At 58.9% G+C, this 16737-nt stretch carries 13 protein-coding genes; 7 read left to right on the plus strand and 6 right to left on the minus strand.

The features are described 5' to 3' along the window. The coding region (locus HMPREF1257_RS09130) for a transposase (protein WP_232211485.1) at positions 1–335 on the minus strand (335 nt) is incomplete at its 3' end. A gap of 357 nt (positions 336–692) precedes the next feature. On the opposite strand from HMPREF1257_RS09130, the gene HMPREF1257_RS11970 reads away from it, so the two are divergent. Together HMPREF1257_RS11970 and HMPREF1257_RS12680 are read left to right on the plus strand one after the other, a co-directional pair. Next, positions 693–1055 carry a primase C-terminal domain-containing protein gene (locus HMPREF1257_RS11970; RefSeq protein WP_023024206.1) on the plus strand — a complete coding sequence of 121 codons (363 nt, stop codon included), beginning with the start codon at positions 693–695 and terminating at the stop codon, positions 1053–1055. 100 nt (positions 1056–1155) lie between these two features. Beyond that, positions 1156–1269 (plus strand): helix-turn-helix domain-containing protein, encoded by a 114-nt coding sequence (locus HMPREF1257_RS12680; protein WP_349819740.1) that lies wholly within the window; start codon positions 1156–1158, stop codon positions 1267–1269. Positions 1270–2790: 1521 nt separating this feature from the next. On the opposite strand, the gene HMPREF1257_RS09140 is transcribed toward HMPREF1257_RS12680, so the two are convergent. The 3 genes from HMPREF1257_RS09140 to HMPREF1257_RS09155 form a co-directional block, all read right to left on the minus strand. Continuing rightward, on the minus strand, positions 2791–3240 hold the full coding sequence (locus tag HMPREF1257_RS09140; protein ID WP_023024210.1) for a hypothetical protein: 450 nt from the start codon (positions 3238–3240) through the stop codon (positions 2791–2793). Positions 3241–5151: 1911 nt separating this feature from the next. Further along, positions 5152–6840: a VanW family protein gene (locus HMPREF1257_RS09150; protein ID WP_023024216.1), complete on the minus strand. Its 1689-nt coding sequence runs from the start codon at positions 6838–6840 to the stop codon at positions 5152–5154. A 34-nt stretch (positions 6841–6874) separates the two neighbouring features. Further along, entirely contained in the window at positions 6875–8002 is a 1128-nt protein-coding gene (locus HMPREF1257_RS09155; protein WP_034659545.1) for a glycoside hydrolase family 3 N-terminal domain-containing protein, read from the minus strand. 58 nt (positions 8003–8060) lie between these two features. On the opposite strand from HMPREF1257_RS09155, the gene HMPREF1257_RS09160 reads away from it, so the two are divergent. Genes HMPREF1257_RS09160 through HMPREF1257_RS09170 form a run of 3 tightly spaced genes read left to right on the plus strand, consistent with a single transcriptional unit; the run spans position 8061 to position 11978 of the window. Beyond that, the gene (locus HMPREF1257_RS09160) at positions 8061–8567 is read left to right on the plus strand and encodes a universal stress protein (protein ID WP_034659544.1); all 507 of its coding nucleotides are present in this window, start codon (positions 8061–8063) and stop codon (positions 8565–8567) included. Between the two features lie 22 nt (positions 8568–8589). Continuing rightward, a complete protein-coding gene (locus tag HMPREF1257_RS09165; protein WP_023024221.1) occupies positions 8590–8787 on the plus strand; it encodes a DUF2613 domain-containing protein in 198 nt (65 codons plus the stop codon). A gap of 14 nt (positions 8788–8801) precedes the next feature. Further along, a complete protein-coding gene (locus HMPREF1257_RS09170) occupies positions 8802–11978 on the plus strand; it encodes an alpha-(1->3)-arabinofuranosyltransferase family protein (protein WP_023024223.1) in 3177 nt (1058 codons plus the stop codon). On the opposite strand, the gene HMPREF1257_RS09175 is transcribed toward HMPREF1257_RS09170, so the two are convergent. Beyond that, complete coding sequence (locus tag HMPREF1257_RS09175; protein ID WP_023024225.1) at positions 11872–13017, minus strand: acyltransferase; 1146 nt, start codon at positions 13015–13017, stop codon at positions 11872–11874. The genes HMPREF1257_RS09170 and HMPREF1257_RS09175 overlap by 107 nt on opposite strands. 50 nt (positions 13018–13067) lie before the next feature. Here HMPREF1257_RS09175 and HMPREF1257_RS09180 point away from each other — a divergent pair, with 50 nt between their 5' ends. Both HMPREF1257_RS09180 and HMPREF1257_RS09185 read left to right on the plus strand, forming a co-directional pair. Then, positions 13068–14258: a DUF3068 domain-containing protein gene (locus HMPREF1257_RS09180; RefSeq protein ID WP_023024227.1), complete on the plus strand. Its 1191-nt coding sequence runs from the start codon at positions 13068–13070 to the stop codon at positions 14256–14258. After that, on the plus strand, positions 14239–15720 hold the full coding sequence (locus HMPREF1257_RS09185) for a hypothetical protein (RefSeq protein ID WP_023024230.1): 1482 nt from the start codon (positions 14239–14241) through the stop codon (positions 15718–15720). The genes HMPREF1257_RS09180 and HMPREF1257_RS09185 overlap by 20 nt, the downstream gene beginning before the upstream one ends. On the opposite strand, the gene HMPREF1257_RS09190 is transcribed toward HMPREF1257_RS09185, so the two are convergent. Then, on the minus strand, positions 15614–16723 hold the full coding sequence (locus HMPREF1257_RS09190; RefSeq protein WP_023024232.1) for a glycosyltransferase family 4 protein: 1110 nt from the start codon (positions 16721–16723) through the stop codon (positions 15614–15616). The genes HMPREF1257_RS09185 and HMPREF1257_RS09190 overlap by 107 nt on opposite strands. Between the last annotated feature and the right edge of the window lie 14 nt (positions 16724–16737).

A 16737-nucleotide genomic window follows, 5' to 3' on the forward strand; every position in this document is an offset into this window, starting at 1 on the left:
GTAGGAACAAACGTGCCGTTTCTGTCTCGTGGAACATCAATGTTTACTGGCCCGTAGTTAGAATCCACGGTTTTCGGGTAGGTGCCGTTGCGGTGATTGTCTGTTTCAGCAGTAGCTTTAGCTGCTCTATCGCCGGGCTCATAGCCTAGGTGGGCATCCATTTCAGCATTCAAACCCCGGGTAATTGAGGCTTGCAACATGCCCCGAACTAGGTCGTTGGCATCCGTGGTGGACGTGCCTAGCTCATCAATCAGTTTCGCGATTTCTGGGTTAGCAAGCAGCTTCTTTTCAATCGCATCAATCTTGGCCTTATCAGCCGGATCTCGTCTCGCCATAGTAGTCATTCTGGTTCATCTCCTTATGCGGGTTAGGTTCCCACACACAAACCATTAGACACTCTCTGGTGGAACGAGACAAGGCTCCACCAAAGCTTGGGATACCGAACCCCGGTCGAGGTCGAAACCGAATTTTGGAAGCAGAACCCGCCACGGGCAATAATAGAAATCAAGGCAAATGCCTAGGAACAAAACCCGGGGCACTTCAGGCCGCTCAGAACGACCACGGCACCTTATGGGGAGAACACGACCTCACCTACAGCCTCCATTAACTAGCGCAAGCCCTTGATAGCCTGGGAGCACTGCCCCCTCTAGAACGACCCTCGACCACGGGAAAGCTCCGGTTTTGGACGCAATGTGGATATCTTCGACCGTACTCGCCGCTGGGCCTTTAGGGCGAACAAACGCAATTGGACAGACGGCATCAACGTCTGGGTTGAAGTTGTCCACGCACACGCCATCGCCGCCAACCTCAACCTAGAAAAAGAACACCGCGACCCCCTCCCCGAAAAAGAAATCCACCGCCTCGCCCCCAGCATCGCCCACTGGGTATGGACACGATTCAATCCCGAACAATTGTCCGCCATCCGAGCAGCACGCGGAAAATCAGGCGAAAAACGGTCCCAACAACGCAACGAAACAGCAAGTGAGGTACCGAATGGTCAAGCCAGATGCACCCCGAAGGCTAGGCGTACGATCTCCAAGGCTCACCGCACGTGAAGCTGCCCTAAAAATCGGTCGTCCTCCCCACACCATTCGCCGCTAGACATCGGAACTTCGTAAGGCGTTTATCGGACGTGCGCACGAAAAACGCGATAAAATCCGGGTGCTCCACAACCAAGGGCTATCTATGCGTGCGATCGCTAAAGGAGTCGGCTGCTCTGTCGGGACCGTGCATCGTTATGTGCACATGAAAGACCAGGCGCGTGCATGATCCACATCCTGGCCTCCGTCTATGCAATAGGCACGTGCAGCTCACCTTGCTAAGCAAGCATGACTCACTACCTAAGCACCTAGGTTTTCAGTAGAGACACCCTCCGCGCATGTCACGCCCGCAGAAATGTAACAAATTAGAAACAATCCTATGAAAACTATTGAACTTAATGTAAAATGTAAAGACATTTTACTTTCTAAATATACGAAGAAAATTTCATGAAAAAAGTTGTTCATTAATTCTCTCTAGCATGCTTGCAATTTCCTCAATTATCTCTCCCCCTGCAATTACAGAAGAGCAAGAGGTGGAAAGCTTGGATAACCCTATCGATGGGTCTATCGAGCGGGAGTATAGGAACGTGTTTCTTCAGAATGGAATCACCGACAAGTCAATTCAAGATCGCCTAATTGGGAAAATTGAGAATGGTGAATTAATTGACGCAGATAATCCAGAATCGGAACCTATACGCAGTGAAGAAACTGAGGAGTACGGTCGAGTAACGAAGAAGAATATATACCAGGATGGTTCCGTTAGTACGGTAGAAATGGGACCTAGTAGGTACGCTACTAGAGGAACCGGGATTTCCAATTGCCGAAGCTACGATCATTTGAACTGGGTTCGACACGATAACTGCCGAGTTGTGTACAACGGCATCGCTTTCTCGTACTCATTCTATGCAGATTATTCAACGGCAAAGAGTGGGAAAGTAAACGCTACGATTAGGAATATGCATAGCCCGATAATTCATAGAGCCATTGGCCACACTACAAGTTCGCCCTCCCTTGAAATAACCCAACAATGGCAGAACCGAAATATATCTCCAGCCTCAGCTAGAATGTCTTTCCAGGCAACTGCAGTGAAGGTTTTATGGACAACGACGCTATCTCTAACCCTTGAGGTTTCCGGAGGCCGCGCTCAAGCGTTATCTTGATGCAACTATGATGGTATATGATATTATATTTTCTATATTTGCCGTAGCATTACTAGTGGCCTTGACACTATTCCTGATAAAAGCGGTGTCCTTTATAAAAGAGGTACGGCAAGACATAAAAGACATAAAAGGAGAAGTTACTGGCAAGGGGAATTCTTCCAATAAATTCCAGGATTTAGATATTGAGTGATAACTGTATTTCACAGGTAATATAGTTACCGCTCCTAGTGGTGAACGTTCAAGACCTGCACCACTGTTGAGTCGGAGTTTTAGGTGTTGAACTTTACTGTCTGCGTGCTAGTGCTCGCGTCACCTTTTCTCCTGCCCTCATGCATACCGGGAATCAGCCGACGATTAAAGGCAGGAGTCTCCGATGTGCTGACTCCAGACGGTGTGGCGCTTCACGCTTCGTTGTCTTTCGCCCAATTTACTAGCTCTCTGGTGCGATTTTAGCCCCCTCCGGCCACCAACCGCTGCCCACACAGTGTCGAGCAGTCCTTTAGCTTCGTAGATCGCATCCAAGTGCCCACCAAACAGGGGTCAAGCACGATAGAGAGTTATAATGATACTTCTCCACCCGGTGACAGGTTCTATTGAATAATGCAGTTTGACGATTCTTTTCCGCTTTCGCTCATCCAGATTAATCGAGTACGACTAGGAAAAGTTGAGGGAAAATCATCTTCGGCATCTAGCTCTAGCTTTGCAGCAATTTGCATTACTGGGTCTTTTTTATCATCTTCCTCTTTTTCTGGTACCTCAACGATGGTCGTGAAAATGAAAACGGAGTAATTTTCTTTCTCTGAGTCCGACAACTCTTCTCCAAATCCGACAATTTCATCAATAAGGAGACTAAATATCGGCTCGGTCTGGCCTAAGAGGTAAGCTTGTTCGGATGCTAAAAGAACCTTATGAGACTGTCTTACACGTTCTACTGCTTCCTGATATTTCTCTTTCGCTTTGGGCAGAGATTCGAATGGACAGACGAATTTCGTTATATAGCACCAAATGTGGACGCTTGGATTTAAACTTTTATTTAGCATATATTTCTATATTATCTTGGAGTCCAGTTAGTGCTATAAGCACCGTTTTGCCTGTATTGGCCAATTGTCTTACAGTGTCTCTTAGCATGATTGTCACCGAATCTGGAAACGAAGTTATTTGCTTCTTTTTCAGCCTTTTCTGGATCATTTTTATGGTTTCCGATGACGAAACCAACAACTGGGTTACCTGTTGTATTCTGATGGACTTGGCACTTCACCGTATACATCCCTCTATTATTCTTAGTCCGTGGGTCGTCTGGACCCAGCCCATATGCTAGGGGAGCTAAACAACTCAGTGCGACTAGAATGGATAAGATTCCAGCGTGATTTTTTACAACTCTTTTCATAGTTCAGCAGCCCTCAGTTAGCAAAGGAAAACGCCATCGATTCGGCCTGTGGCAACGCCAATATTAGTACGTGTCCCTGGTTGAATTGATTTGCATTGAGTGTCGAGCCCGAAGGCTAGCACCACTTTTACTCGTTGTGGGTCGCTTCCTCCACAATTGTTATAAACTTGGACGAATCCCTTTTCTGCTCGCGCTACAATGCAATTTGGTGCTGGAACAGCAGCCATAGTTGTTAGGGTAGCTTCGGTACTGCGAACTTCGGACCCTGCGAAGAGAACTTCGGCAACTTCACCTTTGGCAAATCTTGCGCTTTGACCCGGTTCTAGTTCGGCAACTTTTAATTGGTTGGTTGATAGATTGAAAGTGGGCGTTTCGGTAGCAGTTGCAGTCGCAGTGGTAGCTGTAGAAGTAGCAATGAAGCCCCGGTGATTATCGCTACTTTCCTAAGAAATAAAGACATTATTCTCCAACCCTGATAGCTTACTTTTCCAGAAACTTATCCGATCGCCTGAGAGCCGTCAAGAGGTTGTTCAGATTTAAATCTTAGCCAACCATTATTAGGGGCGTGCGCATTCCAAGAGTGCTGATGCATTACTGAGGTTGAGTCGTTGCTGCCATTCTGCATAAGACCAGGTTGCTGAAGCGTAAACGGACCGCCTCAGCGTAAAGTTTCTCAGGTATCGTTCCGTTTCAGTAGATGGGGAAATCTGGAACATGCCAAGGAAATTTGATCAGGATGCCAAGGAACGTCCGGTCCGTCTCGTGGAAGATCGCATCTCGGCGGAAAATACGTCGATGCACCCCGCGTGCCAGGCAGCAGCCCCAAAGTTGGGGTTTCATGGCATACGGCCCGTCTTTGGACTTAACCCTGCCCGCAGTGCCGGGGGCATACCAGAGTCCAAACCTGAAGATTTGGCTGCCGAAAACGCAATGCTAGACCGTGTAAATCACCAGCTACACGAAACTAATGAACTTCTGAAGGCTGCCCGAGTTTTTCGCGTCATAACTCGACCCAAAATGTGGGAAATGATCCGATTCATCGATAACTATCGAGATCTTTTCCTAGTCGAATGCATGTGCACCGGCGTTATAAAATAACCGGGCTGGTCAATCGTTTTTATTGTCTCGCATGATTATCGCCAATCCACAGGCCACAACCCGAGGACTTTAGCGATCCTTACCGTCGCGACTGCGTGCTAGTTGAACACAGGAGTACTCTTCACCGTGATAACGACGGCCTCTTTGGCGCCGGCTAACATCCTAATCAAACCCCGAACTTCATACCGAGCCGGAGGCATAAACGTCTACACCACTACACGGGACTTGACCGTCCATATTAACGCAGTGCCCACGGTGGCACCGGTGAAAGATGAGCATGATGTGGTTGTCCCCCACGAAAAACATGACCTTCAACCCCCTGCGAGGCAAGACGGATGACTAACGAGTCTGGCTCCCGCAGCATGGCACTACACCCGCTGCGGGAGCCTTTGTCGTACTCACGCTGGGTTGTGCGCGCTGCATGGCCGCCGAGATTGGGCCAGCGGCAACGCACTTTGCTTACTGGCTAACCACACCGCACGATGGGTTGTGGATCGTAGACCGTGGTTTTAGTCTCGCGGGAAAGCTCCTTGCCGCTGAGATCCTTGATGATACGGGTATCGGACGTCGTAAAGCCCGGTGCACCGGATGATGGCGAACAGTCGCTGCCCGGCACGGACCTCGGTTGTGGCTCGGTCTTGGCCCAACGGCCGTTATTAATGGATTCCACCTCTACCGTCTTGGTGCCTTTCAAGCGGACGGTGATCTCACCGCCGCCAAAATTAGTCTCGATCTGCACTGGGGTATTGAAAGTATTGGTAAATTGCAGGTCAATGGCGCCCTCATACACGGTAGCCTCGCGGCCGGCCGGGTAACGGGAAATGTAGTACGAGTGCGGGGTGTGCGCGGTATCCTGCATGCCCGCGAAGTACGCGGCGTTATATAGCGTAGTGGCGAACTGGGAGATGCCACCGCCCACGGCGGTACCGGAATGGCCGTCGATGATGATGCCGGATTCCACATAGCCCTGCGCGGTGCCGCGGGGGCCGGTATAGCCATTGAGGGAGAAGGTCTCACCTGGGTTCACCACGGCACCGTTGACCTCTTGGGCCACCAGCTGAATATTGCGGCCGGAGGCAGAAGAGAAGCCACCGGTGGAGAACTCGCCCACGGTATCGTTAAACGTCGCGTTTTCGGCGTCCTCGGTGGTGAAATCGGCCGGGTCAGGCTTGTAGGTTGCGTCCCACTCGCGGTCATCGCCAGTCACGCGCTTATCAAAGCCTTCCATGGTTGGCTTCCAGTCAATAATCTCGCCGTCCTGGGAGGGCGTGACCTGCTTGGAACCACCAGCGAATTTCACTTTGGCGTTCACGCCAGGCACATCGGCGCCATCGGTGCGCTCTTGCAGCAATTGCTGCGCGCGGTTGCTATCAACCACTAGGTGCAGCCGACCATCCTTTTTCTCAATGCTGGTGAACTGGGAAATCTCCGGCTTATTTAGCGTGGCGGTTACGTTATTTTGGGCCTTCAAGGTCAACGGATTATCCAGGGCCTTGGCGGCGTCACCGGTACGCATCTTTTCAATGGCTGCGTCATTAATGGCCGGCTCAATTTCTTCCGGCTCCACCTGCACGCCAGCCTTATCGAGCCAATTCGCTGCCACCGCATCGTGCAATTCGGTGCCTTCTACGGTCTGCCCCAACGTGGGATCGGTGACCTTGAGCTGACCATCATTAAGCTCCAGCATGCCGTCGACCGGCTCTGTAGAAAGCTCGTCTTTTACGCGGTCAAGGGTGGGCTGCAGCTTATTATCGTCTACCTCGGTTTCTACCGGGATATCTTCGGTAGAGCGAAAGAAGCTGGCCAGGCGGGTAATCGGGTTGAGCGAAGGCTCCTCAATGCCATCGACGGCGGCCTGGTTATCCAGGGCCAGGCCGGATTCGGCAGGGATAAAATCAGACTGCAGTTCGCCGGCGGTCACGGTCACGGGCTGGGTTTCGACACCAGTGAGCTCGTCCTCAAGCTTGGCCACGGCGGCGGTGCGCTCCATGGCGGAGATATCCACGCCGCCCACGGAGACGCTGCGCGGGATCTTGTCCTGGTTTGCTATGACATCCCAGGCATAAGCGATGCCCGCAATGAGGACAAAGCCAACGATCACGCCAAGCGTGATGAGCCAGCCCTTTGCACCGTTTTTTCCTTCTGCCTTCTTCACGCCTTAAAGGTTAACGGGTAAAGGGGCGTTTTTCCTAGTCGCTGTCCCCATCGCGTACATGGCGGGCGGCATCGCCGAGGCGCTCCGGGGCCAACCTGCCCTCATCCACGGCGCCCACGACGGCATCGATCACCGCATTGATATCGGCCTCGGTGGACCACAGGGGCATGTCGGCACCGGCGGCGAGGGAGGTAATGACGGCATCGGCAAGCGGCAGCGAATCCGAAATGGCCGCCATGCCGCCAATGTCATCGGTATAGATGGTGCCGTCATACTGTAAGGCCTCGCGGGCAAGGCCGTAGGCCTCCGGCAGGATGGAGGCAGGGGTCTGGCCATCGCCTAGGCCCGGCACCGCGAGGTGGCCCATCATCAGCGCCGCATTCGGTGCTGCGGGAATGGCATTCCGGAAGGGAATAAACTCGTGGTTCTCAAGCTCTTCTAGCGGCGGGGTAATGGCCTCCGCCAGGTGGGTATCGCCCGAGGCGCGGCCGTGGCCCGGGAAGTGCTTGAATACGGCCTTAACCCCGGCGGCATCCAGCCCGCGGGCGAAGGCGGCGCCGTAGTCGCCGGCCTGGGCGGGGTCGGTGGAAAAGGCGCGGTCACCCACGACCTCGAGGCCATCGCCATCAACATCGAGCACCGGCGCGAAGTCCACGTTGATGCCGTAGTCCATGAGCCGCTTGCCGATGTCCCCCGCCAGCTGTTCCACCTGCTCCGGGGAGTTTTCCGCCGCCATCTGCTGCGCGGAGGGATATTCACCCAAAATTTCAGAAAAGCGCTGCACACGCCCGCCCTCAAAGTCAATGGCGACCTCAAAATCGCGGCCTAGCTCCGCGCGCAGGGCGTTAATATTGCGGCCCTCTTCTTCTAGCAACCCAGGATCCGCCCAGCTGGGGATGAAGATGCCTCCCACGTCGGCCTCCAGCTTGGCCTTGGCGTCCTCATAGCTGGTTGCCGGTGGCATGAGCACCGAGGCGGCGGTGGCGCGAATATCCTCGGGCGCCGGTGCTGGTGCCGCCTCGGTGGCGGGCGCGGAGGTATCGGGTGACGAGGACGCAGGAGCCGCAGATTCGCGCGCCTTGTCCTCCTCCGTGGCGGAATTAGAGCAGGCGCTCAGCACCGCCACGAGGCCCAAACTGGCAATGATGCGGGAATATGTCATGTCTTCCAGTGTGCAGCATTCCTCGCGAACTATCCCAAGCGGTGGGTAGACTAGTGACATGAGTAACGGCAAAACAATGTTAATTGCCTATGATGGCACCGAACGCGCCGACCGCGCCTTGGAGTACGCCGCCCAGCTTTTGCGCCCCTCCACGGTGGAAATCCTCACCGCGTGGGAGCCGGTGGCCCGCCAAACCGCGCGCGCCGTCAGCCGCACGGGCATGCACCAGTCCACCGTGTCCCCCGATAGCGTGGAAGACGATCCCGCCTACGAAGAGGCGCTGAAGATCTGCCGCCAGGGCACCCAGTTGGCCGAGAACCTAGGCCTAGCCGGCCGCGCCCACCTCGTGGAATCCGCCACCACCATCTCTTCGGCCATCGTGGATGCCGCGCACGAGCTCGACGTGGATGTCATCGTGACCGGCACCCGCGCGCTCACCGGCTTTCGCGCCTGGTGGACCAACTCCACGGCGGACCAGATCGTGCGCAACGCGGGCCTGCCCGTCTTTATCGTCCCGCAAGAAAACGACGAAGACGCGGATGACGACGATCCGGAATACTTCTAAGTAGCTGCTAATATCTTTAGCCATGGCTCTGGAATCCGATTCTTTAAACAAGCGCACCCTCGGCCCCGCCGTGGGTAGCGCTGTTGTGGGCATCGCCTTGGGCATTATCACCATCATTGGCATCGCCCAGTTCTCCGGCAGCGATACCGTGCCGGAAGGCAATGCGGTCTCCGCCGATGATGCGGTGCTAGGCGGGCCTGAATACGGTTCCCGCAATTAGGTGGGCGCACCGGCGTGCATGACCGGACCGATCAGCTCCCCCGTGGCCCACTTCGCGGTTCCTACTTATACCGCTTCCGCGCATTAGCCCGCGCCCTGCGCCACCGCTGCGCGCGCCTTGCTCGGCCCTACCCGCTCGGCATTATTGCCTTGGCGCTCATCCTCGCTGTACAGCCGTGGGGGCTGACCGCCGCCGATACCAAACACGATCTGGCCGCCAACCCGCGGCATTTCCTGCGCGGTGCGCTTGATGCCTATACCGATATATTTACCCTGGGCCAGCTGCAGAACCAGGCCTACGGTTACCTCTTCCCACAGGGTCCCTTTTTTGTTTTAACCGAGCCACTGCCGGATTGGATAGCCCAACGCCTGTGGTGGCTGTTGGTCTTAAGCGTGGGCTTTATCGGCTTTTACAAGCTGGCCACCCGGATAGGCCTGCGCGGCCGCTGGGTCTGGGTGGCAGCAATGCTCTATGCCCTGTCCCCGCGCTCGCTATCCACTCTGACGGCCATTTCTTCTGAAACCTGGCCGGTCATGTTAGCGCCGTGGGTCATCCTGCCCTTCCTGCGGGGAAAACTCACCTGGCGTGATGCTGCCGCCGCCACGATTCCCGTGGCGCTGATGGGCGCGGTCAATGCCACCGCCACGCTCGCGGCGTGTACCCCGGCGCTTGTCATCGTGGTCTACCGCCGTGCCTTCAAGCCCGGCGCGGCCTGGCTGCTTGGCTGCCTGTGCGTATCGGCGTGGTGGATTGGCCCCCTTATTATCTTGGGCCGCTACGCCCCGCCGTTTACGGAATTTATCGAATCTTCCCGCGTGACCACTCGGTGGCTGAACCTGCCGGAGATCCTGCGCGGGACGACGAGCTGGTCGCCCTTTGCGGATGCCGAGCGCATCGCCGGCAACGAGCTCGCGACCTCTGCTTTCTTTGTCCTTATCACCATGGCCGTGGCCGCGATTGGCATATATGGCCTGTGCCGGCTGCCCCGCGTGTGGTCCATCATGCTGATTACCGGCGTAGCGATTTTAGGCTGCCAGGCGGCGTGGTACCTCGACGCGCTCGATGGGGTGCTGGCGCCCCTGCGCAACGTGCACAAATTCGATCCGTTGGTGCGCATCCCGCTGCTTTTGGGTTTTGCCCGCGCCTGCCAGCTCCTGCCGCTGCCCACCGGCCTGCGGCCCACCAAGAAGCAGACGGTGGGCGCGCTGGTGCTGCTCGTATGCATCAGCGCGCTCTCCCCGGCATGGTCGCAGCGGCTGCTGCCCCTAGGCGCCTACGACGAGGTTCCGGACTATTGGCATCAGGCCACGGATTACATCAATGAGCACGCTGAAAATACCCGCACTTTGATCTATCCCGAGGCCTCCTTCGCCCGCCAGGAGTGGGGCTGGACTCGCGATGAGCCGGCGCAGCCGCTTCTTGATGTCCCGTGGGCCGTCCGCGATGCCATCCCCCTCGTGCCGCCGGAGGCCATCCGCGGCCTCGACGGAGTGATGGCAGGACTAGACGAGGACCCGGCCAGCGGCGTGCGCGCCTTGCAGCGCTTGGGCATTGGCGCGGTGATGGTGCGCCACGATCTCTTTGCCGCAGATAATGACACCTTGAGCAGCAAATTTGGCGGTGAAGTGCACACTTTTGGCGAGGTCGATGTGATTATGCTCGAGCAGCATTCCACGGCTTTGACCTCAGACGATCCCGTCCGCGTGGCCGGTGGCGGCGAGGCGCTGGCCTTCCTCGATGCCCACGATGGCCCGGCCGCCCGCGAACTGGTGGACAAGGATGCCGATATCGTCACCGATACCCCCACGCTGGTGGATCGCAATTACGGCACGCTCCATGGAGCCGCCTCGGCGCCGCTATCCACAGACGATCCCAGCCACGTTTATAACCGCCTGCGCGATTATCCCTCCGCCGGCCCGCTGACCACGGTGGAGACCCACGGCGGCGATGTCGAGGTCTCTTCTTCTGCCGCCGATGCCACCGCCTTTGGCGGCGCCCAGCCGGAAAAGTCCGCCACCGCCGCCGTCGATGGGGAAAATTCCACCGCCTGGTGGCCCGCACCCGGCGATGATGAGAGCTGGATCGAGCTGCGCGGTGACTTTAGCCAACCGAGCCTGAAGCTCATGGCCACCAGCTCCACCACGGTGACGGTGCGCTCGGGTGGCGCTGCAGTAGAGGTAAACCTGCAGCCCTTCCGCTCCAAGACGGTGCGCGTGCCCGGCGGGGATTCGCGGGCCATCCGCGTGGAATTATCCCACCGCACCGGCATCGCGGAACTGGAGGTGGAAGGCCATCCCATCGAGCGCGTAGTCACCGTGCCGGATACCTCGCCGAATGTGCACCAATTCTTCTTCCAGCAGCTGGTGCACGATACCGGCGTGCTCATTCGCGATGTCACCGTGCCGCGCCGCATGGAGGTCACGGTGGATTCCACCAAGCCGGTGCTTATCGATTCCCACCGGTACTCCCCCGGCAGCACCCTGACCCTTGAGCCCGGCGTCCACCGCGTGCGCACCACCGGCGCGTGGGTGTCAATGACGGAGAAGGGCTGGTCCCCGCCGAGCGATTATCGCCTCACCGATTTTTCCATCGCTGCTGCAGGAGATGAGCGCCTGCTCATTACCGGCCGCGCCTTTAATAAGGGCCTGCGCGGATTTATAGGCGATACCGAGCTCACCCCGTACGAGATCGATGCCGCCACCCAGGCGTTTATCGTCCCGGCGGGCACGCATGGGGAATTCCGCATGACCTTTAAGGCGCAGCCTGCCTACCGCGCCGCCCTGCTCTTTGGCGGCGCACTCGGCCTGGCCACGCTGGGGTTCTGCCTGCTTTTCGCCGCGCGCCGTAGCCCGCAGCCCACCTGGCACCCGCATCCTGGCGGCATGGCCTCTGCGGTGTATTCGCTGGCCTGCCTGGCACTGGTGGGATGGCCGGCGGCGCTTGCGGGCATGGCCGCCTGGCTCATCGTGCGCTGGACCACCATTCCGCGGGCTTATTTTGCCAGCGGCGTGGTAGCGGCGGCCGGGACCATCCTTGCCCGAGCTCCATGGACCTCAGGGGCCTATGCCGGCGATTCCGTGCTGCTTATGTGCTTATGTGCCGCGGGGCTGGCCTGCCTTTTCGCCGTCGACGGCCCCGGCCCCGGACCCGGCCACGGCCCATCAGAAGGTCGCGGCCCGGGCGCTCGATAAGCGTATAGCTCGCCGCAGAAACCACAACGGTCCCCACCACCGTGACGGCAAGGATCACCCAAAAATCCAGCGGTTTCCCGCTAAACAGCGCCACCCCGGTTAACGGGAAGGCCACGGCGAGCACCGCCACGTGCCACAAGAAAATGGAATAGGACCACGCGCCCAGCGCCTGCATGAGCGGCGAGGTAAGCCACGAGGTTCCACGTGGAACCAAGGCCACCGGCACCACCACGCACGCCGCGAATACCGCCCCAGCGATGATGCGGCGGGCAAATTCCGCCGGCTCCGGATGCACCAGCCCGGCCGGCCCAAACCAATCCCGGCTCGCCACCCACAGCACGAGCCCCGCCAGCACAACCCAGGCCCAGCGCACCCGCAGAATCCGCGCCGTGCGCTTGCCGATGCCCCTTTCTTCCACCTCCGCCGCCAGCATGCCCACCGCGAACCACGAGGCATAAGCCGGCGGCCAGATTTGCGAGTTGACCTGGTCCTCGCCGTAGTCCGCGACAAAGGGGATAAATCCCCACCCCCAGCTCAGCACGGCGCCGCCGGCGATAACGGCCATGCGCCAGCGCTGCGGCAGGCTGCCAAGGGCCCACACCAGAAGCGGTAGTACCAGGTAAAAGAAAAACTCCACGCAGAGGGACCAGAGGTGGGTAAGGCCCGGGGCAAGGCCATCGACCACATAGATCTGCGTGGAGGTCAGGTTGGCGAGGATCTGGGTGGGGGTGATGGAGTGGGCATCGGGAAGCAGCAGCAAAACCGATACCACGCAGGCGTAATAGGCCGGTGCCAAGCGCGCGATGCGGGAGTGGGCATAGCCGCGCGCCGTGTGCAGCCCCCGCCGGCGCCACAATAAAAAGGCGCTGAGGGCGAAAAAGACGGCGACGAAGAAATCGAAACGCCCGGCAAATCCCCACCCGGTGCCGGTTTGGAAGGATACGTGGGTGACAATGATCCCTAGTGCTGCAACCGCGCGTAGGCCGTCTAGCTCCGGCAGGTGCTGGGGTAGTCTTTTCACAGATGCCTGCGTGCGCACGCTTGCTCCTTTACCCCGGAAACCTGAAACTGATTGGATATAGTACTGCAATGAGCCGCTACCTTTGGCCACGCTCGCCACGGACGTGGGTTGTCATTGCCGCAATCATTTTCCTCCTCATTGGTACCCTCGCCCCGACCCTCTACAATAACCGGACCCGCCCGCTGGGCTTGGATCAAGATTTTTCCACCTCGAGCGGACCCACCGATGCGGTATGGATGGACGTGCGCGCCCTCATGGACGGTGAAGCCCCCGCTACCGCATCCGGCGATGACCCGCGCTGCGCCGACAAATCCGCCCCGATGTGGTGCTACCAGCACCACGGGCCGCTGACCTTGGAGCGCACCATTACCACCGGCGAGGTGGACGATGATGACACCATCGCCACCACCGATTCCGTGACCAGCCTGCTGGCTGGAAAAGACAGGGACTCCCAAGAGGAAATCGCCTCCGTTGATCAACACTCCGTGCTCAACCGCGAATCCACGTTCCCGGTGGCGAATCCGGTCAATAAATGGGCCCTCGCCTTTCCCGAGTTCAACGCCGATCTGACCCGGGAAGACTTCGAGCGAGACGGCCTCACCTATTTCTTCCCCTCCGGCACGGAGCAGCGCTCCTACCCATTTTTTGATTTCCTGGCGCAGGAATCCACGCCGATAGACTTTACCGGCGACTCCAAGGTGGATGGCATCCCCATCTATTCCTATCACCAGGACGTACAGCCGCTGCCGCTGAAAAACACCTTTAGCAATATCAGCGCGGATTTGGACAGCACCACTAAAACGGACGAGCTGAAATCCGGCGATTTCCAGTTGAAGGGTCCCGCCAGCCGTTTTTATGACCGCCACTCGCGCGAGCTTTTGGACTTGGATGCGGATGCGACCGTCATTGTCGAGCCCTTTTATACCGTAGGCCGCGATATTTCGGTCGAGCCCACCACCGGCACCATCGTGGATGTCCGGGAAAACGTCAAAGTCTTTTTCGCCACCGATATCCAGCAGGCGGGAACCCTGATCGCAGAGGATGACACAGAGGATCGCTCCGTGCTGGCAGCGGATTTCCGGTGGTCAGAGGACACCCGCTCGGAACGCCTCGCTGAGGTCCGCCCGGTAATCTACGCCATCCGGGGGCTGATGGCCGTTGGCTGGCTGGGCAAGGCCATCGGCGTTTCCCTGCTCATTTTCGCCGCCTACCAGTACATGCGCCGCCACCGTGACGCCCATGATGCCGCGCACGCCTAGGCGCATCCTCCTCGGGCTGTGGGGAATTCTTCTCGTGGCCGCGGTGTGCTGGCCCTTCGCGCTGCCCGGCGAATTCCTCTGGCGCGATATGGTGCTCTTAAACGATCCGGGGCTTACCCCATCCGCGCTGGGTGCGGGAAGCCTGCCAGCCCGCAACGCACCACAAGATGGGTTTTTGGCATTACTCGGCGGCGCGTGGACCGCCCGGGTCCTTATCTTTACCGCCGCTGGGGCCGCCGCTCTCACCGCCGCGCTGTGGTCTCGCACCACGGTAGCGGCGCTGGCCGCGATGACCATCGCGGTGGCCAATCCCTTTGTCATCGAACGCCTCCTGCAAGGCCAGTGGTCCTTGGCCATTGCGGCCTGGTTACTCCCGGTCATCGCCTGGGCGGGGCGCCGCCACAGCTGGCTGGCATGGCTGGCCATGTGGGGAGCATCGCTTACCCCCACCGGCGGGTTATTTGCGGTGGTCACCGCCCTGTTTACCTGCCGGAAGCGCGTGGCCCTGGCGGGCTGCCTCTTGTGGCTGCCGTGGCTGGTTCCAGGTCTCTTCCAACCCAGCGTGCCCGGCGATGCCGCAGCCGCCGTCGCGGCCTTTTCCCCGCGCGCAGAAGAACACGTGGGCACGGTGGGCGCGCTCTTGCGGCTTGGCGGAATCTGGAATGGCGAGGCCGCCCTTGGCCTGGCCGTGTTCGGCCTTTTCGTCGCAGTTCTCGCGCTGGCGGGCGCGCACCGCGTTCCGGCGCGCTTGACCGTCCTGGCCGCGCTGGGACTCGGCGGGGCGCTGGCATGTTGGCTCTTGCCAGGCATGCTGGAATGGGCCATCGATTACGTTCCAGGGGCCGGTCTTTTGCGCGATAGCCACAAACTCACGATGCTCGCGCTGCCGCTATACGTGGCGTCCATCGGTGCGCTGCCGCAGATTCCGGCCGCGCTCGCGCTGGTGGCCGCCACGATTCAGATTCTTCCCGCCCCGTCCCGCCTCGCCGTGCTCTCTCCCCGCGATACCGGGGTGGATGAGCAGTTGGTGCGCGATATCGACGGACGCCTGGCGTTTTTCCCCGAACGGCCCAATTTGGTGGAGGTTCCCACGGGGGATGGCGGTGCGCATCGAGAAGCCACCCCGGGAGTCGCGGTCGATCCCTATTCCAAGGCGGTGCCGATGGTGGAATCCGGCGAGCTCAGCGTGGACGGTGAAGTCATCGATCAGGCCTCGCCGCAGTACCGCGCGGCGCTGCGCGCCTGGCAGGACCGCGATATGGCAGGCCTTGCGGAACTTGGGGTGGGCGTCGTGGTGGTCGATGGCGCCATCGCCGCAGAGACCAACGCCCCGCGCCCCGAGCTGCCGTGGGCACTTACCGCCCTGTGGATGGCTTCCCCGCTACTAAGCCTTGGAGCAATTGCGCAAAGGCAGCGCCGGTCTTCTCCCACGAAAAGCGCGCGGCAAACTCTCGGGCATTAGACCCTAAGCGCCGGCGCAACTCCGCATTATCCAGTAACTCCTGGGTGGCCGCCACGAAGTCACCCTCTTCTTCTACAAGGATTCCGGTCTCGCCATCGATTACGCTATCGCGCAGGCCAAACGCATAACCTACCGTGGGAACCCCATGTTGGGCGGCCTCCATGACGGCAAGGCCCCAGCCCTCTTTGTGGGAGGGCATGAGGTGGGCATCGGCACGCGCGAGCAAGGCGTGCTTATAGTCTTCCGTAACCTGGCCGCGAAAGCGCACGCGATCCGTCACGCCGAGCGTTTCGGCATAATCGCGCAGGTTCGATTCCCACCAGCCCGAGCCAATCACGTCCAATACCGCCCCCGGCGTGCGCGCCACTGTATCCATGGCGTGCTCGATCTGCTTGTGTGGGACTAGCCGCGAGAGGGTCACTAGGTGCTTTTCCGCCTCGCGCTCGAGGGAAGGCACGTGCGCCGGAATGGGGTCCAAACCGTTGGCGATGATCCGCGCACCCTCAATGCCGAGCGCCTCCAGATCCTCGCGCGAGGCCTGCGAGACCGTGACGTAGGTCGAATCCCGATATACCCGCGGTGCCACGCGCGATTCCAAGAACCAGCCCAGCCGCCCGAGCACCGGACCGGCCACGGGCCATTGCTCACGGTGGCAATGGTGGGTAAGAAGCACCGTCGGCGCGCCGGAAATCAGCCGCGCGAAGAAGGGAATGCCGTTTTGGGTATCGATGACCACGTCAATGCCGCGCAGATCCCCCAGGCCCATTCTCCCGGCCGCAATGGCCGCCCACGCGCGCGGGTACACGCCAAACTTGGCGCCGCCGCGGCTGTAGCGCACGCCATCGCGGACCTCCCGGCGCGCCGCATTCATGTGCTTAGAGGTGCGAAAGACCACCTCGTGGCCCTGCGCCGCTAGGTACTCCCCCACGCGTTCGAGGTAACGCTCAGAGCCACCACCCTGTGGGTGGGTGGAATCGCGCCAGCATAGTAAAAGAATTTTCATCGTGGGGTATTAGC

Source organism: Corynebacterium sp. KPL1814, from assembly GCF_000478175.1.
In the GTDB taxonomy this organism is placed as follows: Bacteria; Actinomycetota; Actinomycetes; order Mycobacteriales; family Mycobacteriaceae; genus Corynebacterium.